Raw genomic sequence first — 20573 nt, 5'->3', positions numbered from 1 at the left:
CAGCGCCCGGCCGCAGCCCGGACAGCAGAAAGGACCGGCACGGGGCCGGCCCTTTCCGTGTTCCTCGCGCAAGAACGAACTAAAGCGTAGTGGTTACTTCGTCGTAGTCGTAGCGCGGCAGGCGGTCGAACCAGGGGTTCTCCCCCGGCTTGCCGACGTTGACCACCATGAAGGTGCGCCGGTTCGTGCCGGCATGGAACTCGGCATCGATGGCAGCGGCGTCGAACGCACCCATTGGACCGGCGGCAAGGCCCACGGAACGGACAGCCATAATGAAGTAGGCAGCCTGCATGTGGGCGTTGTTGTTGCCCATGACGCTTCGCAGCTCATCATTGCCGTCGAACATCGCCTTGCGGTCTGCAGCGTGCGGGAAGAAGGTCGGGAAGCCTTCGTGCCATTCAGTGTCGAAGCTGAGCACTGCTACGGCGGGGGCGGAGGCGGTCTTGCCCTGGTTCCCCTCAGCCATGTGCTTGACCAGCCGTTCCCGGGCTTCAGGCGAGTTGACCCAGGTGATGCGCATCGGCTGGATGTTCATCGACGTGGGGCCCATCTTGGTCAGTTCGTAGATGGCCCGCATCTGCTCCTCGGTCACCGGTTCGGAGCTGAACGTGTTGGCGGTGCGTGCTTCCAGGAAAAGGGTGTCCAGCGCCTCGCTGTCCACGACGAACTGATCCTGGCTTGCCTGGGTGGTGCTGTTGCTCATGAAAGACACTTTCTGGTTGGCGAACTTACCAGGACTTGTTAACAGCGTTATGCCTGTTTCGCTTCCCCACAGGGTTGGTGACCCTGATCGCACCTATGTCTCCGGCAGGTCCATCTTCCGCCGGCTCGGCTGGACGCGGGGCGGTTCTCCGGGCATCTTCGGGTAATCCGGAGGGAAGGGCAGCTCTCCCAGCCCGTTGTCCAGATCCCGCTGCCACCACTGAAGAAGCGTGTCGATGCTGCCCTGGGACCTTCCGAACGCGGCCCAGGGATCGCCGGTCTCCGCCAGCCGCTGCGGCACGGTTTCCACGGTGAAGTCACGGGGATCAACCGTCTCCAGCTCATCCCAGGTAATGGGAGTGGACACGGGGGCGTGCGGCAGCGCCCGCGGGCTGTAGGCCCCCGCCATCGTGCGGTCGCGGTTTGCCTGGTTGAAGTCAACGAAGACTCTCTCGCCGCGCTCTTCCTTCCACCACGACGTCGTTACCTTGGCGGGCATCCGGCGTTCAAGTTCACGGGCGGCGGCGATTACCGCATGCCTCACGTCCTGGAATTCCCGCACCGGTTCAATGGGGGCGAAGACGTGCAGCCCGCGGTTTCCCGACGTCTTCACAAAAGCCTCGAGTCCGGCTTCCGCCAGCACTTCGCGGAGCGCTGTCGCCGCGGGCACTGCGTCGTCGAAGCCGGTTCCCGGCTGCGGATCCAGGTCAATGCGCAACTGGTCCGGATTGTCCGGGTCCGATGCGAGGGATGGCCAGGGATGGAACACCACCGTATTCATCTGCACGGCCCAGACCGCCGCCGCCGGCTCGTCGATAACAAGCTGGGGATGGGAACGGGCACTGGGATAGACCACCATGACATCCCGCACGTAGTCCGGAGCACCCTTGGGCGGATTCTTGGAAAAGAACTGTTCGCCGTCGATTCCGCCCGGGAACCGCTGCAGGGACAGCGGCCGGTTTCCGTTGGCGGCAATAAAGGCCTCGCCTACGGCAACGATGTAGTTTGCCAGGTCCAGTTTCGTGAAACCGGATTCCGGCCAGAGCACACGGTCGGGGCTGGAGATGCGGACGTCACGGACGCCCTGTGGTCCGGGCACTGACAGGGAGGTTGCTTTGGCCGCCATGGAGGCAGGTTACCCGGCTCCCGGCCAGCGTGCCAGCAGTGGCTTGGCGTCCCGGCCTCAGGCGGCGGCGCGCCTGCGTGCCCGCCGGCCGTGGACAAAGTGGTACAAGACCATCGCCGCCGCAACAACGGCGGCCAGGACGGCGTACATGCCGGAGAATCCCGTCAGCGGGATCAGCAGGCCCAGCAGGAAAGGGCCCAGGCCAATTCCGGCATCCAGGAGCAGGAAGAACGTCGAGGTGGCAATCCCGATCCGGTGGTCGGGGGCCACCGTGACGGCAATCGCCTGGGCGGTTGGCATGAGGGCTCCGAAGCCCATCCCCACGAAGGCACCGGCCAGGGCCAGGACAGCGGTGTTCGGCGCCCAGGCCAGCAAGCCAAGGCCAACGGCGAATGACGCCAGGATTGGATAGACGACGGCGTTGTCTCCCTTCGAATCCTGCAGCCGGCCCACCACGAAGCGGGATATCAGGACGATCCCCGCATAGATCAGGAAGAAGGCCGAAGCCGCGGCAACCATGTCCTTCTCCTGGGCGTAGGAGTTCAGGAAGGTCAGGACTCCGGAGTAGGCCACTCCTGCCACGAGCATGACGGATGCAACGGCCGCTGCGCGCGGTTCAAAGAAGTCTGACGGCCGCATCCGCCATTTGGCTGCTGTTTCGGCTGCGGAGAGCGTCCGTTCGGGGAGCTTGAGTGCCAGTGCCACCAGCAGGGCAGAGGCAGCACTGACCGCCGTGACCAGGTAAAGAACGCTGTAGCCGGCACGGTCCACCAGGAGCACCGCCAGAAAGGGCCCGACGGCGGTGGCCAGAGTGGCGGAGATACCGAAGTACCCTGTCCCCTCACCCCGGCGCCCCACGGGAATCAGGCTCATCACGGAGGCTGAAATGGCGGTGCTGGCCAGGCCGAACGCGGCGCCGTGCAGGATCCGGATGGTGATCAGGACGCCGAGGCTGCCGGCCGGGATGTAGAACAGGGCTGCCACGGTGTACAGCAGCAGGCCAACCAGCAGCATCCGCCGCCGGCCCACGAAGTCCAGGAACTTGCCGGCGAAGATCCTGGCGGCGAGGGCCCCCAGAACAAATGAACCCGCCGTAAGCCCGGCCGCCGTGTCCGACGCTCCAAACCGTTCAACGGCGTAAAGCGCCATGGAGGTCATGAGCAGGTAGAAGACCAGTGACATGAAGAAGTTGACCGCAATGGCCAGGCTAAAGGCGCGCGTCCAAAGCCGCCGCGTCCCCGCCTGACCGCCGTCGCCGGTCGCGGAGCGCTTCACGCCCTGCATCTTCCTGTCGTCCTCTTGCGGCACTGTGCGCTCCGTGGTCCTGGTTCTTCCGTGAGGTTGCCTAACCTAACCATCCAACGCTACGCCGGCGGGCAGCCCCTTCCCCGCCGGTGTGGCCAAGCGCATACTTTTGTCCACCGGCTGATGCCGGCCCCAAACAGTTCAGAGAGGACCTGCCATGCCCATCCACATGAATCCCTACCTGAGTTTCCGGGACAATGCAGCCGAGGCAATGGCCTTCTACCAGGGGGTTTTCGGCGGCACACTCGAGAGCTCCACCTTCGGGGACATGAATGCCAGCGAGGACCCTTCGGAAGCCGGGAAGATCATGCATTCGGCGCTGACCACGAAGAAGGGGTTCATCTTAATGGCCTCGGATACCCCGAACAGCATGAACCTGGATGAAGGCAGCAGCTATTCGATCTCGCTCAGCGGCGACGACGGCGAGGAACTGCGCGGCTACTGGGACAAGCTGCTCGACGGAGGACAGATGACCCTGCCGCTGGAGCGCGCACCGTGGGGCGATGTCTTCGGCATGCTGACGGACAGGTTCGGCACAAGCTGGATGGTCAGCATCGAAGACGGCAGCTCCTAGGCCCCGCTGGACCGGCGGGTGCGCGCGCCCGCCCCGGCAGAGCGGATCGCCAGCGCCGTTACCGCTCCGCCGACTGCCGCGTAGAACACTTCGAGGGGCTGGAATTCAATAACGGCGGTTTCCCAGGCCTCCAGCCCTACGAGTGCGGCGCCGGCAGCCGCGGAGACCAGCGGTGCCGCAGGATGCCGCAGCAGCTGCAGGGATCCTGCAGCGAGGTAGCCGCCGCCGCACCCGGCAGCCAGGAGGAGGCCGGGAACGCGCCAGTCCCGGAAGGGAGTACGCTCCAGGACACGCGGACCGGCATGAAGGAACGAGCCGTCAGGGCGGGCCGCCAGCACCGCACCGGATAAAACCGCGGCAGTTCCGGTGGTGAGCTGCAGGCCGATAAGCACCTTCTCTGCGCGGGCGAGAGGCCGGGGCTCGGTGCGCTTTTTTCTCATGCCACGGGTCCGCTCCGCCATGGGGCCCTCCCTCGGATCTGACTCGTCAGCCGCCCTGGGCGGCCGGCTTGCCTTTGCCTGCCCACGGTAACGGACTCCGGGCAGTTTGCGGGAGCAGCCCGGCGCCACAGCATGTTCACCCCACCAGGACGGGCGGTGCGCGTAAGCTCAGCACATGGCCAGATACTTTGACGTCCATCCCGATAATCCCCAGCCGCGGACCATCGCACAGGTTACCGCCGTCCTGCGGGACGGAGGGCTGATCGCCTATCCCACGGACTCCTGCTACGCCCTCGGCGCGCAGCTCGGCAACCGCGAAGCCCTTGACCGGATCCGCAGCATCCGTGAGCTTGATTCGAAGCACCACTTCACCCTGATGTGCCGCGACTTCGCCCAGCTGGGCCAGTTTGTCCAGGTCAACAATGATGTATTCCGTGCCATCAAGGCCGTGACCCCGGGCAGCTACACCTTCATCCTGCCGGCCACGAAGGAGGTTCCGCGCCGCCTCCTGCATCCAAAGAAGAAGACCGTAGGCGTGCGGATCCCCGACAGCAAAGTTGTTCAGGCGCTCCTGGAGGACCTTGGCGAACCCATTCTTTCCAGCACGCTGCTGCTGCCGGGCCAGGAAGAGGCCCTGACGGAAGGATGGGAAATCCAGGAAACCCTGGGGCACCAGCTGGACGCCGTGGTGGATTCGGGGTTCTGCGGCCCGGACCCGACAACCGTCATCGACTACTCAAGCGGTGCCGCAGAAGTAGTCCGGCACGGCACGGGAGATCCATCCCGCTTCGAATAGGTCCCCCCGTAACGGTCCTCGGGTGCCCGGTTTTCCCCGGTGCGGTTGACAGTGCCGCCGTTGCGCCGGAAGGGTGAGCGCACTTGATGAGGGGGCATGCGTCATCACTCGCGCACTCTGAGACGGGAAACCACAAATGAACAAGGGAAAACTGGCACTGGCGACGGCGGTAGTGGGCAGCCTCATTCTTTCCGGCTGTTCGTCCGGGGCCGGCACGGCGCCGAATCCGCCGGAGTCGCCCCCGGGCCTGGAGCAGGCCGGCAACAAGAAGGACCACGGGCCGAAAAAGCCCCGGCCGGACAAGCCCCAGGGGGCCAGGAACATCATCCTCATGGTCGGGGACGGCATGGGCACCGCCCAGCGCAACGCCATCCGGCTCTCCCACGTGGGGCTGACCGGGGAACTGGTCATGGACTCCCTTCCCGAACTGGGACTGGTCCACACCAACTCCGCAGACCCGGAAACGTTCGTCACCGATTCGGCGGCTGCCGCTACCACCATGTCCACCGGAGTGAAAACGTATAACGGGGCAATCGGCGTCGACCTCAATGGGGTGCCCGTGCCCACCGCACTGGAGATCGCTGCCGCCCTGGGCAAGTCGACGGGCCTGGTCACGACGGCCCAGGTGACGGATGCCACCCCGGCAGCATTCGGATCGCACGTGGCGGACCGCGGCGAGCAAAGCGAGATAGCCCGGCAGTTCCTTGAATCCGGCCGGCCGGACCTCATCCTGGGCGGAGGCGAGGACCACTGGTATCCCACGGGGAACCCCGGCATGCATCCGGACAATCCGCCCGAAGATCCTTCCGAGGAGAGCACCGGTCCGGTCAACCTCGTGGAGCAGGCCCGGGCGGACGGCTACGAGTATGTCTGGGACGAGGCAGGCCTTCTGCAGGCGCAGGGGCCGAAGGTGCTTGGACTCTTCGCCAACGAGGAGATGTTCCAGTACGGCGACGACGTCGAGGAAATCTATGAACCAGCGGTCCCGCTGACCACCATGACCCAGAAGGCGCTGGAACTGCTCTCCGCTCCTGCAGCCCAGGCGCGCCACGGCGGCGGTCCGGGTCAGGGCGGCGGCAACGCAGGGACCGGCGGCGGGTTCTTCCTGCTGGTGGAAGACGAGGGAATCGATTCGATGTCCCACGTCAACGACGCCGAACTGACCATCAAATCCGGGATCGCCTTCGAGCAGTCCGTCGCGGTGGCCAGGGACTTCGCGGAAGCTGACGGGAACACCCTGCTTATTGTCGTCGGGGACCACCAGACCGGCGGCATGACCATCGAAGCGTTCAATGACACCGGGGACGAGTCCGGCGACGGAATATCAGCCGAAGACGGACCGCTGCCGGTAGCGAACTCGGACCAGGTGTTCTCCGTCGACTGGACCACCGAAGGCCACACTGCGCTGGATGTTCCGCTGACGGCAATGGGACCGGGGTCGGAAAAGCTCGGGGGCTTCTACGAGGACACCCGCATTTTCGAGGTCATGGTTGAGCAGATGCGGTCCGGGACGGCCAGCTCCGCGCTGGACCTGCAGTCCCACCGCGGCGGCCGGGGTGAGTATACGGAGGAGTCGCTGGCTGCCTTCCGGCATTCGCTCCGGCTGGGCGTCAGCACACTAGAGCTGGACACCCACCTCAGTGAGGACGGCGCCGTGGTGGTATGGCATGACGACGTCATCCTGGCTGCGAAATGCCGTGACACCGAACCGGCTTCCACCGGTGATCCGGACTTTCCGTACGTGGGAGACAGGGTTTCCGAGCTGACGTTGGCGCAGCTTAAGACCCTCGACTGCGGTTTCGCCCAGCTGCCCGGGTTCCCGGAGCAGCAGGTTGCGGAAGGGAACAGGATCGCCGAGCTCAAGGACGTGTTTGCCCTCGCCCGCGAGCTGAAGGCGCGCGGGGTTGGCTTCAACATCGAAACCAAGGTCGAGGACGGCCGGGCGGGCGGGCCCGGAATGGAGGCACTGACCCGGGCGGTAGTCCGTGAGATACGCAAGTCCGGGATGGCTGAGCGTGTGACCATCCAGTCCTTCGACTGGTCGGCGCTGAACCTGGCGGGCCGACTGGACCCGCGCCTGGTCCGGGTTGCCCTGGTGGCTGCTCCGGAGACGCTCGAGATCGGCCGGCCGGGTGCCGCGCCGATCCTGGGCGGTATCGACATTGACGACTACGACGGGTCAGCGGTGAAGGCTGCCGCGGCGCAGGGCTACGACGTCGTCTCGCCGCTCTATACTTCGGTAACGCAGCGGATGGTCGCCGAAGCCAGGGAGTCCGGGCTGAAGATTGTGCCGTGGACGGTCAACGAGCCTGCCGTGATGAACTACCTCATAGACCTCGGTGTGGACGGCATCATCACCGACTATCCCACCCGGTTGAGGCTCGTTATGGAGCAGCGCGGCATTCCCCTCCCCCGGACGTACGGCGGGTAACAGTGCTGCGGTGCAGAACGACGGCGGCGCCCTCCGGATCTTTCGGGCGGCGCCGCCGTCGTGCCCGGGACGGCCACTAGACTGGGAGCCGCCCCGTCCGCACCATCGAAGAAGTCCTGAATGTCCCGAGGGAAGCACCATCCGCCGCGTCCAAAACCTGCCAACAGCGAAGATTTCCTGATCGCGGCGGACCTGAAGAAGGACCGCGGGTGGACGGAGACCCAGATCAAGTCCTTCCTGGCGGAGCCGGACCGGACGGCCCGTAATCCATTCTCGCGCAAAGCCGCCCCCATGAAGCTCTATGCCAGGGAACGGGTGGAAGCCGTTGAATCGACGGAGGACTTTCGGAAGGCCCGCGAGGCTTCGAGGAAGCGCCAGCTTGCTGCCAGGGAGCGCTCGCTGGCGAAGAAGAAGGAAGCTGTTGCCGCGGCGCAGGCGCTCGAACTCCGTATCCTCCGCGAACCGTGGGAGGAGGTCCAGCAGCGGGCACTGGACCACTACAACTCCCGGCTACGGCGAAGCCAGTCCCCTGCCGGACCCCGTACATCGCAGGCGCGGCGGGACCGGATGACCGTGAACTACCTGAGGCACAAACAAACTTCCTATGAAGCGGAGCTGGAGGAGTTCAAGGGGGTTGTGGGGGTCGGCGAAGCGTACCTGGTTGTCCGCAACCGGATCCTGGACCTGATTGCCCAGACGTATCCGCAGCTGAAGGCCGAGTGTGAACGGCAGAAGTTTGACGCACCGGACCTGCCGGACGGCGTAGTGCTCTAGCCCGCGGACGCTCGCGAACGGCTCTCCGGAGGGTGCAGGACCGCAGGGACTGAGCTGCACCCTCCAGTGCCGCGCCCGGTTAGCGGCCAAAAATCCTTGCCAGCCAGCCCGCGTTCTCAGCCTTCGGGGCCGGTGCATTCCGGTCACAGGTACAGCGGTCCGGCTTCGGAATGTTCCGCATGACCTCCTGGACGTGGTTCCCGCAGCCTGCCCAGGTGGACTTACCGCAGCTGCGGCACTTTACGGCACGGCACATGATTCTCTCCTAGCGTGACTTTGCCCGCCGAGCCGGTGCCCGGCGGCAGCACCCACTATCCAGCATACCCCCCAGGGTATGCAAATTACCCACCGGGGTATACCATGGGAGCAGTCGTGCCCACACCGGCACACCCCGCACAGGAGAAACCATGCAGCTGGACAGCGAAGACACCACGCCGATCATCAACCGCCTCAAGCGTGCCCAGGGACAGCTGGCGGCGGTAACGCGCATGCTCGAAGAGGGCCGGGACTGCAAGGACATAGTTACGCAGCTCTCGGCAGTGTCCAAGGCAGTGGACCGGGCCGGTTTCGCCATTATCGCTTCAGGCCTTGAGCAGTGCCTGACGAGCGATGACCCCGCCCTGGACCGCAAGGAAATGGAGAAGCTCTTTATGTCCCTCGCCTAGGGACAGCGGCGGCTAGAAGATCACCACGAAGCGCATGACGGCGTCGTAAAGCTTTGAACTCATGGGTTCTCCCGGCCCCATCGAGCTCCGGTCCGCCAGTGCCATATCCGGATGGTCGGTGATGATGCCGTCGACGTTGTCCCGGAGCATGCTGCGGACGGCATCGGCACCGTTCACGGTCCACACATAGACCTCCTTCCCGTCAGCCCAGGCTGACTCACGGACCGCCGGGGTGTAGGAGGCTTCCTCCACCACAATAAAGTCGGCGGTCGTTTCCGGTGACGCGACGCCGGCCACGGCGAGGGTCAGCCCCACATAGAGCCCCGGCCGCAGGCGCTTCAGCTCTTCGGCCTTCTCCAGGCTCAGCGAGTGGTAGATGTTCTGCTCCAAGGCATTCAGCGACTCCAGCTCGGTGACCAGCCGCTCGACGTAGTCCCCGGTTTCCCCGCCGTGGAGCTTCAGCTCAATCAGCAGCGGCTGGCCTGCCTCGCGGGCGGCGAGGACATAGTCCCGGAGCGAGGGAATCGAGTCGGCATGGCCAAACTGGTCCCGCACGGTGATGGACGTCAGCTCGGAAAGGGTCATGTCCGCCACAGCTTCACTGCGGGCCGCCAGCCGCGCGAGGGAGGCATCATGCATGGCCACAAACCCGCCGTCGGCAGTCTGCATGACGTCCATCTCCACCAGGTCGGTGCCTGCGGCTGCCGCGGCGCGCAGCCCGGAGATCGTATTCTCTACCCCTCCGCCGCTGAACCCCCGGTGCCCCAGCACCAGGGTCCGGGGAACATCACGAAGACCCTCCGTGACCGGGATGTTGATGAGCCCAAGGATCAGCGCGGGCACGACGGCGGCGCCCGCCGCCAGGGCAGCGGTTACCTTTCGGCGGCTACGCGTGACGGGCGGCGCGAATGCGGCCACAGGCTCAGCTATCCGCTCCCCTGGCTGCCCATCCAGGCCCAGCAGGGGCATGCTGCGGTCCACGAGCTCCAGGAGCATTCCGGCGACGAAGAGCACCAAGCTGCCCGCGATCGCCACACCGGTAATCTGGGCGGCACCCAGGGCAAGGGCTGCCACTCCGGCCGCCGCCCGGGGATAGACCAGGTCCGCGGCAAGGGTGGGCAGGATTGTCAGCACCACCAGGGCGGCACCAGCCAGCAGGGCAGCCGCCGCCGCCGTGCCGCCGGCTGCAAGCAGGGCGGGGAAGGTCCGCGCCGTCGCGCGCCGGCTCAGACGCATCGCTTTTCCGCCGGGCACGCCGTACACGGCGAACAGCGGCACCGCGAGGGAATACCGCAGCGCGGCAGTGCCCGCCACGAGCAGGAAGGATGCGTAGACCAGTGTCCCCTGCATCGACTTGAGCAGCTCACCGCTGACAAAGTTCGGAATGGCAATCGAATGCGTCAGGACCGAGAAGACGCCCGCCTGAGTCATCGGAACCACCAGGAACAGGTACATGCCGAGGGGCAGGAATCCGGGCCGGGTGAGGCGGCGCATGAGGGACAGTAGCTGGGCTCCCAGTATCCGGGGACGAAGGCCGGCACCGCGGCGCACCTGGTCCACCGCCACCACCAGGACGCTGAGCTGCAGGGAAACGGCCAGCAGCGCTACCACGCACAGTCCCGCCAGCCAGGTGACTGAAATTCCGCTGGCGAGCATTCCGGTAATTGCCTCTGATGTCACCGCATGGGCCCCCGCGGAAGCAAGTGCCTGGGTGAACATCCAATGGATCAGCGGAGAGACGAGGGCAAGCGGGATGACCTGGCTGAGGGCGTAGACGACGAGCAGGCGCCATCCACCCCGTTGCAGCACATCCCAGCCGGCCCGGAGCAGGCCGGGGACGAGCCGCCGGAATGCCAGGCCGTCAGGTGCGGTTGGCCGGGCGGTCGAGGTCATGGCGGCTCCTTGCAGGCGAACATCCTTACGTTGGAATCCAGCTAATTTTGGACAGCATCCAACTTGGCAACGAGTATATAAGCACCCTCTTTTCCGCTGCGTCATGATGGCGACACATACCGAACAACCGGGCGGCAGCGTCCGGGCGCGTGCCTTCGCCGTGTTAGCGCCGGCTAAAGCGCTCCGCCTTTCGCGCGGGCCCCGCGACGAGGAGTTCGTCGCCCTCTTCGATCAGGAGGTCGGGCTCGGCAAACCGCCACTCGCCGTCGGCCTTGCGGACCGCAACAATGACGACGCCGAAGCGCCGGCGGACCTGCGCCTGGTAGATGGTGGAGCCGGCCAGGAACTCCCGGGGGGCGGTTTCGATCACGGCGAAGTTCCCGCCCAGCGGAATGTAGTCAAGCAGGCTGCCCTGGACCAGGTGGGCCACGCGGCGCCCCATGTCCTTTTCCGGAAAGACAACGTGGTGCACACCCAGCTGCTCGAGGACCGTCCCGTGGGCTTCGGTGACCGCCTCCGCCCAGATCTGGGGCACTCCAAAACGCAGCAGCAGGGATACCGTGAGAATGCTGGCCCCGATGTCCTGGCCGATGGCCACCACAACCCGGTTGAACTCCGGGATGGACAGCTGCCGCAGCACATCTTCCCGCGTGGCATCGGCCATGACTACGTAGGTAAGCCGCCCGTCCAGGCCCTGCACCACCTGCTGGTCCCCGTCCACGCCCAGGACGTCGACGCCGTTGGCCATGAGCTCCAGGGCCAGGGCCTGCCCAAACCGCCCAAGACCAATCACCGCTACGGCGTCGGACTCACTGATCCGCTCCGCCTCCCGGCCGTTGAACAGGTTGAGCTTAGCCAATGATCGGCCTTTCTTCGGGGAGTCTGTACCTGAACCTGCGTTCCCGCAGGACGAGCGCGGAGGCGAGCAGAAGCGGTCCGAGCCTTCCTGTGAACATAAGTACCACCAGGATCAGCTCCCCTGCTACGGGAAGTGCAGTCGAGACGCCCACAGAGAGCCCCACTGTCCCGAAGGCGGAGACTGTCTCGAACAGCAGCCGGTCCATCGGATAACTGGACATGGCCATCAGTGCCCCGGTCGAGACGGCGATGACTCCGGCAGCAACAAGCACCACCACCAGCGCCTGCCGGGCGGCGTACGCGGGCAGTGCCTTGCCAAGGGCAGTCACCTGCTCATTGCCCCGCACCTCGGCGGCGACTGCGTACACCAGCACAGCGAACGTTGTTACCTTGATGCCGCCCCCGGTTCCTGCCGGTGCGGCACCAATGAACATCAGCACATCCATTCCCAGCCAGGAGAGCGGCTCCATCTGCCCAACCTCGACTGAGCTGAAGCCTGCTGTCCGGGTCTGGACGGACATAAAGAACGCGGCGAGAAGCCGCTCCGGACCGGAGAGGGCCCCGAGGGTCTGTGGGTTGTTCCATTCGCACAGGGCAAGGAACACCGTTCCGGCCGGCAGCAGGATCAGTGTTCCCCACAGCACCAGACGGGTATTGATAGTCCAGCGCAGCGGCTTACGCCAGGCACGGCGCAGCTGGACGAGCACCGGAAAGCCCAGTCCCCCGATAATGACGCCGGCGGCCACCGGAAGGCACACCAGCGGGTCAGCGGCGAAGCCCTCCAGGTTCCGGGGAAACAGCGAGAACCCGGCATTGTTGAACGCGGAGACGGCATGGAATACCCCCAGCCAGACGGCTTCGCCGGGGTCCTTGCCGTAGCCGAGCCAGAACCGAAGGGCCAGCAGCAGGGCTATCACTGCTTCGGTTACCAGGGAGATGAGAACGACGCCGCCAATCACCCTGGGTGTGCTGTCCAGGTCCTGGCTGCGGTTTTCCGCCACGGCCTGCAGCCGTGACCGGAAACTGAACCGTCCGATGACGGCAAGGCCCACTATGGACGCGAACGTCATGACACCCAGTCCGCCCACCTGGATCAGGACCAGGATCACCACATGTCCAAACGTGGACCAGTACAAGTGGGTTTCAACTACGGACAGTCCGGTGACGCACAGGGCGGACACCGCGGTGAAAAGTGCATCCGTGAAGGAGGCACTGCCGGGAACCGCACCCGAGGCAGGGAGCATGAGCAGTCCCGTTCCGCAGAGGGCTGCGGCTACGAAACCAAGGAACACCACTTGTGATGGGCGCGGGACCCGCCGGCGGCCGCCCGGCCCGGCAGGCCCAGGCACAGTTCGACAGTACGCCGCCGGTGTGCTGCGGTCACCGTTCGGCGCTGCGCCACGGACACCGTGGTCATGAATACCGGCTGCGGCAGGCGGCTCTCCGGCACCGTGCCCGCAGAAGGATTCACACCGGATCCGCCAGGTCCACCTCGAAAGCCAGCGACCCGTTGCGGATCCCGTTAACCTGGATCTCCAGCCGGTGCGTTCCCGCGTAGTGTCGGCGGGTGGTCATCTGATGCAGTGCATGCGAAGCGGAGAGGGCGCGGGATTCCCCCGGCTCCAGGTTAAGCACCGCCAGCTTGAAGGCGGCGGGGGCACTTCCGCCACGGGCCTTTACGTAGTGCACCACGTAGTCCACTGCCAGCTTCGCAGCCGTACTTCCGGTATTCGTCAGGGTGAAGCCGAAGCGGAGCTTGCCCGGGAGCGTGATGGCCGGGGTGGAGGTGCAGAGGCCGTCCACCCGGATCTCGGCGGGTTCGAATCCCAGCAGGGAGAGCGCACCCGGGTGGGCTTTTTTGACCAGGGTCCGGAGACTGTGCCGGACCAGGCGGTCCGTGTAGCGCGACGGTGAATCCAGCCAACGGGCACACGTGCGGACAGTGACCTCAGGGGCATGGCGGGCAATGTCGTTGAGGTGGTTCGCCACGGACCGGCGCACGTCCTCGCTGGGGTCATCCCGGAGAGCATCCAGGAGAGGCAGTGTGGCCTCCGGGTTCTCAAGCAGCCCGGGAACGCGGATAGCCCACGGCAGGTACGCTCGGGTTCCCTCGCTGGCGAGGCGGCGCACGTGTGGATCCGGATCCCGTGTCCAGGTACGGGCCCGGGCGAGGGTGCGGTCCATATCAGCGGCCAGGAGCCTGCGGATGGCGAACTCACTCGTCAGGCGCGGCGTCAGCTCCGCCAGCAGGTCAAGCGCGTCGTCAAAGTCTCCGGGATCCTCTCCAGCCAGTGCCAGCGTCACGGAGGATTCAGAAACCGGCCATATGATCCACCCCTTGAAGGACGCATCCTTCAGCGCTGCGCGGTACGCTGCGGCCGCTTCGGCGTAGGAGGGATAGGACTCAGTGAGTGCCGTGGCAAGGACATCCGTCCTGCCGCGGAGCGAAAGCGCGTTGAGCTCCGGCACCACTCCATGCAGCCGGTCGAGCCCCGGTGCCGGGGCGGCAGCGGCGAGGCTGCGCCGCAGGGCGGCTACTTCGGCAGGGCCCAGCAAATCATCCATGGCGCCCAAGGCAGTCCCCCGCAATCAGCCGTAGGAACCCGGCAATCCGGGTCAGCGAACCGCCGCTGGTTCCCGCGGCGGTTTCCCATCCTAGCGCTGCCGGGCATGCTCCGGCCGCTGCGCCCGGGGACGCCGACTTAGAGGTTGGCGTCCGTGTAGCTGCCGCGGGCACGCTCAGCAGGGGCGGGCGCATCGGAGGCGGATCCAAAAACTGCAGTGTAGCTGTCTACAGCTGCTGCAGGGGTTCGGTGTTCCGCGCCGTCGAACCGTGCGGTGTAGCAGTGGCCGGAGGCTGCGCCGGACAGGGGAGCATGCCGGTGTGCGGGAACTGACCCGGGCCGGCCGAAGGCTGCAACGTAATTGCCGCCCAGCGCAGCGTGGCGCCCGGCCGGAACGGTCCGTGCAATGCGGCTCTGGCCCTGCTGCCGCACTGCGGCCCGGTGCTGGATGGTGCGGGCGGGGGCGGAAGTGGTTGTCTCGAACATTGTTCTCCTCATGGGTCGGAGGCCGGGCAGCCGGGCAGCACAAAGTGCACCGGCTCCTGGGCGGCGTTGCGTCAAAAGTGGGAGCAGCCCGTCTGGCCGGGCTGCACGGGTCCTCGGTCCATTCGCGGGTGACCGGCTGTGGACGGGAAGGCCTGGCGGTAGGCGTCAGGCGTTGATAAGACTCTAGCAGTTATTCTGAGTCATTCATAAAAAGCGGGATGTCATTCACCTCTCATTTCCGCCGGGTCCAGCCGCCGCGGATAGAGTTGGAAGCATGAGCAGCACGCCCGCACGGACCCGTAGACCCGTCTTTCTCCTCATCCCGCTGGGCGCGCTGGCCGGCGTGGCGCTCGCCATGGTCAACTTCCAGCTCACTACCGCCTCCCTCGTCGAGCCTGGAGACCTCTCCAGCTATGTCCTCTGGACTATCGTGGGCGGCGCGGCCCTGGGTGGATCGTTCGCCTGCCCCGCCAGCGCAGCCGCATACGTGGGAGCTTCAGCGGGTAAATCCCCGCGGTTCTGTGCAGGCGCTGCTGGTGGGGCCCTGGCGGCGTGCTGGCTGCTGTACGCAGCCGTGTCAGCCTCCGGAGGAACGCCGGTCACCTGGCTGCTGCCTACCGCTGCCGCCCTTACTACTGCTGGCGGCATGTGGGTCATCTGGAGTGCGGTCCGGCGCTCCGTTCCCCGCGCGTAAGGCAGCGCAGGGTCTCCGTCGCAGCGCCGGTCAATCCGGGCTAATACTGTGTGAATCACCACTACGCCTGAGGGTTGAGTGCGGCATAACCGTGATCTGCAACCATCCCCGCCTGCAGGCCGGCGGGACCGTACCTGCCGGCCCGCTGGAGACCATTCAGGCGGCGGAAATGGGGAATTCCTTCACTGCGCCCCACTCTCCGGCGAGGTGCCGTTCCCCTTGAATCCGGGGCTTTTGCCCCGCACCCGGACCGGCCATGCCGTACTGCCGACCCCGCGGCAAAGCGCCGTCAGCGACCGCCCGGGGGCCCATATCGGACCCGGCTGGCATGTGGCGCGCGGGACTGCTGTGATAAGACTAGACAGCAAGGTACTCACCTAACACGCGTGACTCACTGCACACAATGGCAACACGCCGTCGTTACCGAATTGCAATCAAAAAGAAATTGCTGTTAGTGTCCTTGGCATGCCGCAGTCCTGATGCGGCGCCCCGGGCTTGTTACCTAGCTCTGCCGCTTGGCCGGGGTCCCTTTTGCAATACGACGGCAGGGGCGGGGGAACCAATTTTTTGGGTCCTTTGAATCCTTGGGGTTAAGCCGACCGGATGAGACCGGCGGCCGGGTGACTCCCATCCGAACCCGACAGCTCACCTCGCAGGTATAGGGAGAGGTAATACCTTGTCTTCTAAGAATCGCGGACGTCACTGCGCAGAGTCCAGCATCTGGACCAGCATCGCAAAGGCAGCACCCGTCAAGGCACGCACTGTAACCGGAACCGCAGCAGCCGTCGTAGCAGGCTCAGGCCTCATGTTCGGCATGGCAGCACCGGCACAGGCCAGCGCAGTCATCAACGAAACCCCGGCACCGGCAGCCAGCACCTTCGCTCCGGCCGCCCAGCCCGCAGCCCCCCAGCCCGCAGTTGCCCCGGCAGCTGAAACTCCGGCTCCGGCGGCGGCCGTAACCCACACCGTAGTGTCCGGTGACACGCTGAGCGAAATCTCGGCCTCCTACGGCGTCACCCTGGACAGCGTCCTGGCGCTGAACGGGCTGTCGCTGGCGTCCATCATCTACCCCGGTGACGTCATCTCTGTTTCCGGTGAGGCCGCCGCAGCTCCGGCAGCTCCGGCCGTGGCCGCAGCACCGGTGGAGACCTACGTTCCGGCTGAGACCTATGCGGCTCCGGCCGAGGCCGCAGCCCCCGCTGCTTCGTACACCGATCCCGGCACCTTTACCGGTTATGAGAGCAACGTCACCACGCAGGCTGTGACCCCGGCACCCGCCGCGGCAGCTTCCGGCGCCGGCGCCATCATGGTCAGCTCCGCCTACTCCCAGCTCGGCGCCATGCAGGACTGCACCGTCCTGGTGGAGCAGGCACTGCGCGCTGCAGGCCACTCGGTGGGCGACCTGTCCCCCGCGCAGCTCGCTGCCTACGGCACCCCGGTGTCCAATCCGCAGCCCGGCGACATGATCTACTACGCCAACGGCGGAGCCGGTGTCCCCCACATCGCCATCTACATCGGCGACGGCCAGGCCATCCACAGCGGAATGAACGGTAACCAGACCGTTATCGCAACCGCGAACCTCGGCTCCGGCCCGGTCTACTACCGCGCATAATCTGCGTAGCCGCCGGTTCTTGCCGGCAGCACCCAGGGCGCCCCTTTCGGATCCCGAAGGGGGCGCCCTGCTTTAATGCCGCGGGCGTCCCTGGCAGATCCGGCAACCCGGGGCAGCCCGCTCTGCTCCAGGCAGGGTGCACAAGCCCCGAACGTGAAATAATGGAACATGCCAGACTCGCGGCCGGCAGAACCTTCACCCATGTGCTGGTACCGCCTCCGCGCTCCCGCCACTGCGCCTACGGGGCCTGTAGTGGGACGGTGTTCCCCTCAGCGAGCCGGTCCATCTGGCTCGCAAAGGCGGATACCGGGTCAGGATTCGACGCAGCCAGAGGTAAACACATTGACGTTTAACGTAGGTCAAACCGTAGTCCACCCCCACCACGGTCCCGCAGCTATCCGCCGGGTTGCCACCCGCAAAGTCCGCGGCGAAGACATGGAGTACCTGGTCCTGGAAGTCCAGGCGAACAGGCTCGAGGTCTGGGTCCCGCTGGCGAAGGCTGCCGAGGTTGGACTGCGCCCGGTGCTTAACGGAGCGCAGCTTCAAAAGCTGATGGAAGTCCTCAAGGCAGGCGCTGATGCCGAAGAAACACAGTGGTCCAGACGTTTCAAGGAGAACACTGAACTGCTGGCCAGCGGCAGCATCACGGATGTTGCCCGGGTGGTCCGCAACCTCACCCTCCGTTCACTGGAAAAGGGACTTTCCCACGCCGAGCGGGACATGCTGCGCCATGCCCGGCGTCCCCTGCTCACTGAGATTTCGCTGTCCCTGGGCGTCACGGAGGATGAGGCCGCCGCGGTGCTCGACGGCGTCTGGCAGGCCTCCTCAACGTCCCTTGCTGAGCCCGTCACCTGATCCCCGTTCCCGCGCACGATTGCGGCGTGCACAGGCCCGGCAACGCGAAACCGTGTTGCCGGGCTTTTTCGTGCCCGGTCCCAGCCTCGTTGTGGTGCTGTCCGCCTGCGACGCATCACGTGCGTGTTTTGGTCCTTGCGGTAGCCGGGGCGGTCCACGGGTCCTCCGGCCAAGGATGGCGCGGATAGCGCCCGCGCATTTCTGCGCGCACCTGTGCATAGGGACCGGACCAGAAAGATGCCAGGTCATCGGTCACAGCCAGCGGACGCCCCGTGGGTGAAAGCAGATGGAACTGCAGGCGGATCCGGCCGCCGGCCAGGAGCGGGGATTCAGCCCAGCCAAAGCACTTCTGGAGTTTCACCGCCAGCACGGGAGGCCCGTCGTCGTCCACCTCCGGATAACTGATCCGTTCCTGCGTTCCGCTGGGAACCAGGATCCTCTCCGGCACCAGTTCTGCCATCCTGGCGGCCTCTGGCCAGGGCAGCAGGCGGCGCAGCGGATCGAGGAGATCGATGCCCGCTGACCGCGCGCCGCCTGCAAGTGCTTCCAGCTCCGGCCCCAGCCAGTCCTCCAGGCCGGCAAGGAGGGCTGGCTCCGAAACGTCGGGCCAGGGTGGACCCAGCACACGGTGCAGCAGCGCCAGCCGGCGGCGCAGGGCGTCGGCCGAAGCCGACCAGCCGATGGCGTCGAGGCCCTGGCCGGCCAGGGCCCGCGCCACCGCAGCCCGTCCCTCCGCGGCGGCCGGCCGGACCGGCGTGGAGGAAAGCTCAATCGAGCCGAGCCGCCGAACCCGGCGCGCGGTCACCTTGCCGGAGTCGAAGACTGCAGTAACGTCCTGCGTGAGCAGCTGGGAGGCAGCTGCTTCTGCTGCTTCCGGCCGAAGCGGTGCAGCGGCGCGGATCACTGCGCCCGTGCCTGACGCTGCGCGGCCTGCGGCCCGGGAAACCTCAGCCACCGCCAGCCAGTCATGACCGCGGAGCGGGCTGTCAGCGGGCAGTCCGGCCCGGGTGCCCGATGCCAGCAGGTACTGCTCGCCGGCGGCACCGGAAACACGCCGGGCCACCCGGTCCGGGAAAGCCAGCGCCACCATCGTCCCTACGGCGTCACAGGCGGCCGGGGATCTCTCCGTGCCTGTGCCCGAAGCAGCTTTCGCGGCCGGTTCAACGAGACGCTGCAGGCGCCGGGCCTCACGGTCGAATGCATGCGAACCCGGGTCCCTGCCGGAGCGGAGTGCAGCGAGACGCCGCACCAGGTCACCGCCGGACGGCCGGCTGTCTCCCGCGAGCATGGCAGTGATCTCCGCCGCGCTGCGCGCGCCAAGGATCTGTGAACCGTCCAGCAGCGCGCGTGCCAGGCGGGGATCGGCGGGGATGCGGACCAGCCGGTGTCCCGTGTCCGTAGCCTTGCCGTCCGCATCGACGGCGCCGATTCCCTTCAGCACGGCCTCGGCATCTTCGAGGGCGGCCGGGGGGAGCGGCTGCGGCAGCGCGAGGCCACGGCCGCCCGGTGTTCCCCAGCAGGCAAGGATCAATGCGGCAGCGGTAAGGTCCGCTGCCGCGGCCTCGGGTGTGGGATGCGCCGGCGCCGCTGCGTAGGCGGCTTCCGAATAGGCCCGAACTACCGTTCCCGGTCCCTGCCGGGCAGCGCGCCCGGCCCTTTGGCGCGCCGATGCTCGGGACGCACTTACGGTGACGAGTCCGCTCATCCCCCGCGCCGCGTCCCGCCGCGGTTCGCGCGCCAGCCCGGAGTCAACCACCAGGCGGACCCCCGGAACAGTGAGGGAAGACTCAGCGAGGGAGGTGGACACGATAATGCGCGGCCTGTCCCCGGCGGACCGCCCGGACACCGCACGGTCCTGCTCAGCAGCCGGAGCCTGGCCATGCAGTTCGAGGACTTCCGTGCCCGGGCCGGCCTCCTGCCGCAGGATCCGCGCAACATGGGACACCTCCCGCGCACCGGGAACAAACACCAGGGCATCAACGTCCGGGGTCCCGGCCAGGGCGCGTGCATGCTCCCGGACGGCGAGCCCCGCCAAGGCATCAAGGAAGGCCGGCGTGACTCCGCGTTCGTCCAGGCGTGCCGCGGCGGGCGGTTGCCATTGGACGTGGAGCGGATAGAGCGCCGAGGGGCAGTCGATTACCGGGGCAGGCACTTCGGAGGTTCCCACCAGCCCCGCGAAGTGTTCCGTGTCCAGAGTGGCGGACATAGCGCAAAGCACCAGGTCCGGCCGCAATTGGCGCACCTCCGCGAGCAGGCCTATGAGCAGGTCGGTTTCAAGGCCGCGTTCATGGACTTCATCCAACACGACGGCGCCGGCCCCTTCCAGGCCCGGATCAGCCAACAGCCGGCGCAGCAGGATCCCCGGGGTCACAAACTCCACCAGCGTTTGCGCTCCGGTCCGGTTTTCGCCGCGGACCGTGTATCCCACACGCTCCCCGACCCCGCTGCCGTCCAGCTCCGCCAGCCGGCGAGCGGCTGCGCGCGCTGCCACCCGGCGGGGCTGGGTCACGATGACGCGCGGTAACCCGCCGCCACCACGGTTGCCCGTCTGGCCGCCCGCCACCAGGTTGGCAACCAGGGGCGGCACCAGGGTTGTCTTGCCGGTGCCGGGTGGTGCCTGCACGACGGCGGCACCTCCCGGGCGCGCCGGTCCGTGCTGGTCCGCAGGATCCGCTGCGGGCCCCAGGGCCTCCGCCGCTGCCGGCAGCGAGGCCGCAAAAACCAGCCCGCGGCCCAGGACCGGGAGGTCGAAGGGTCCGCCGGGCAGTTCCAGGCCGGGTTTGGGAGTACTCACCGGA

The 20573-nt window shown here is 66.5% G+C and carries 18 protein-coding genes and 1 riboswitch; of the genes, 8 read left to right on the top strand and 10 right to left on the bottom strand.

Going from position 1 to position 20573, the window contains the following annotated elements; all coding sequences use genetic code 11:
- Positions 1 to 79 precede the first annotated feature (79 nt).
- From GD628_RS08340 to GD628_RS08330, 3 genes are all read right to left on the bottom strand, one after another.
- Entirely contained in the window at positions 80 to 703 is a 624-nt protein-coding gene (locus GD628_RS08340; RefSeq protein ID WP_091605160.1) for a malonic semialdehyde reductase, read from the bottom strand.
- A gap of 93 nt (positions 704 to 796) precedes the next feature.
- Positions 797 to 1828 (bottom strand): non-homologous end-joining DNA ligase, encoded by a 1032-nt coding sequence (ligD, locus tag GD628_RS08335; protein ID WP_152274401.1) that lies wholly within the window; start codon positions 1826 to 1828, stop codon positions 797 to 799.
- A gap of 57 nt (positions 1829 to 1885) precedes the next feature.
- The gene (locus tag GD628_RS08330; protein WP_226802437.1) at positions 1886 to 3136 is read right to left on the bottom strand and encodes an MFS transporter; all 1251 of its coding nucleotides are present in this window, start codon (positions 3134 to 3136) and stop codon (positions 1886 to 1888) included.
- Positions 3137 to 3290: 154 nt separating this feature from the next.
- On the opposite strand from GD628_RS08330, the gene GD628_RS08325 reads away from it, so the two are divergent.
- On the top strand, positions 3291 to 3707 hold the full coding sequence (locus tag GD628_RS08325; RefSeq protein WP_091605167.1) for a VOC family protein: 417 nt from the start codon (positions 3291 to 3293) through the stop codon (positions 3705 to 3707).
- On the opposite strand, the gene GD628_RS08320 is transcribed toward GD628_RS08325, so the two are convergent.
- Positions 3704 to 4147, bottom strand: a complete 444-nt coding sequence (locus GD628_RS08320) for a hypothetical protein (protein WP_141653668.1) — start codon at positions 4145 to 4147, stop codon at positions 3704 to 3706. The two genes, GD628_RS08325 and GD628_RS08320, sit on opposite strands and share 4 nt — an antisense overlap.
- Positions 4148 to 4322: 175 nt before the next feature.
- Here GD628_RS08320 and GD628_RS08315 point away from each other — a divergent pair, with 175 nt between their 5' ends.
- The 4 genes from GD628_RS08315 (at position 4323) to GD628_RS08300 (ending at position 8813) form a co-directional block, all read left to right on the top strand.
- Positions 4323 to 4943, top strand: a complete 621-nt coding sequence (locus tag GD628_RS08315) for an L-threonylcarbamoyladenylate synthase (protein ID WP_152274400.1) — start codon at positions 4323 to 4325, stop codon at positions 4941 to 4943.
- A 136-nt stretch (positions 4944 to 5079) separates the two neighbouring features.
- Complete coding sequence (locus GD628_RS16665; protein WP_226802436.1) at positions 5080 to 7374, top strand: alkaline phosphatase; 2295 nt, start codon at positions 5080 to 5082, stop codon at positions 7372 to 7374.
- Positions 7375 to 7494: 120 nt separating this feature from the next.
- A complete protein-coding gene (locus tag GD628_RS08305; RefSeq protein ID WP_091605175.1) occupies positions 7495 to 8148 on the top strand; it encodes a hypothetical protein in 654 nt (217 codons plus the stop codon).
- A 407-nt stretch (positions 8149 to 8555) separates the two neighbouring features.
- Positions 8556 to 8813, top strand: a complete 258-nt coding sequence (locus GD628_RS08300; RefSeq protein WP_091605178.1) for a metal-sensitive transcriptional regulator — start codon at positions 8556 to 8558, stop codon at positions 8811 to 8813.
- 12 nt (positions 8814 to 8825) lie between these two features.
- On the opposite strand, the gene GD628_RS08295 is transcribed toward GD628_RS08300, so the two are convergent.
- From GD628_RS08295 to GD628_RS08275, 5 genes are all read right to left on the bottom strand, one after another.
- Positions 8826 to 10706, bottom strand: a complete 1881-nt coding sequence (locus GD628_RS08295) for a glycerophosphodiester phosphodiesterase family protein (RefSeq protein ID WP_193313227.1) — start codon at positions 10704 to 10706, stop codon at positions 8826 to 8828.
- 163 nt (positions 10707 to 10869) lie between these two features.
- The gene (locus tag GD628_RS08290; RefSeq protein WP_226802435.1) at positions 10870 to 11565 is read right to left on the bottom strand and encodes a potassium channel family protein; all 696 of its coding nucleotides are present in this window, start codon (positions 11563 to 11565) and stop codon (positions 10870 to 10872) included.
- Positions 11558 to 12856, bottom strand: a complete 1299-nt coding sequence (locus tag GD628_RS08285) for a TrkH family potassium uptake protein (protein ID WP_226802434.1) — start codon at positions 12854 to 12856, stop codon at positions 11558 to 11560. The genes GD628_RS08290 and GD628_RS08285 overlap by 8 nt, the downstream gene beginning before the upstream one ends.
- A 175-nt stretch (positions 12857 to 13031) precedes the next feature.
- Positions 13032 to 14129 (bottom strand): DNA alkylation repair protein, encoded by a 1098-nt coding sequence (locus GD628_RS08280; RefSeq protein WP_226802433.1) that lies wholly within the window; start codon positions 14127 to 14129, stop codon positions 13032 to 13034.
- A 137-nt stretch (positions 14130 to 14266) separates the two neighbouring features.
- On the bottom strand, positions 14267 to 14614 hold the full coding sequence (locus GD628_RS08275) for a hypothetical protein (RefSeq protein WP_091605187.1): 348 nt from the start codon (positions 14612 to 14614) through the stop codon (positions 14267 to 14269).
- A gap of 274 nt (positions 14615 to 14888) precedes the next feature.
- On the opposite strand from GD628_RS08275, the gene GD628_RS08270 reads away from it, so the two are divergent.
- The 3 genes from GD628_RS08270 to GD628_RS08260 all read left to right on the top strand — a co-directional run bounded on the left by GD628_RS08270 (position 14889) and on the right by GD628_RS08260 (position 17775).
- Complete coding sequence (locus GD628_RS08270) at positions 14889 to 15308, top strand: hypothetical protein (protein ID WP_091605189.1); 420 nt, start codon at positions 14889 to 14891, stop codon at positions 15306 to 15308.
- 507 nt (positions 15309 to 15815) lie between these two features.
- Positions 15816 to 15981, top strand: a riboswitch (cyclic di-AMP (ydaO/yuaA leader).
- Positions 15982 to 15984: 3 nt separating this feature from the next.
- Entirely contained in the window at positions 15985 to 16920 is a 936-nt protein-coding gene (locus GD628_RS08265; RefSeq protein ID WP_152274397.1) for a C40 family peptidase, read from the top strand.
- A 342-nt stretch (positions 16921 to 17262) separates the two neighbouring features.
- Positions 17263 to 17775, top strand: a complete 513-nt coding sequence (locus GD628_RS08260) for a CarD family transcriptional regulator (protein WP_176697587.1) — start codon at positions 17263 to 17265, stop codon at positions 17773 to 17775.
- A gap of 115 nt (positions 17776 to 17890) precedes the next feature.
- Here GD628_RS08260 and hrpB read toward each other — a convergent pair whose 3' ends face one another.
- Entirely contained in the window at positions 17891 to 20569 is a 2679-nt protein-coding gene (gene hrpB, locus GD628_RS08255) for an ATP-dependent helicase HrpB (RefSeq protein ID WP_193313226.1), read from the bottom strand.
- Between the last annotated feature and the right edge of the window lie 4 nt (positions 20570 to 20573).

The organism is Arthrobacter koreensis, assembly GCF_009193255.1.
GTDB lineage: Bacteria > Actinomycetota > Actinomycetes > Actinomycetales > Micrococcaceae > Arthrobacter_B > Arthrobacter_B koreensis.
This window is presented reverse-complemented; position numbering and strand designations above follow the sequence as displayed.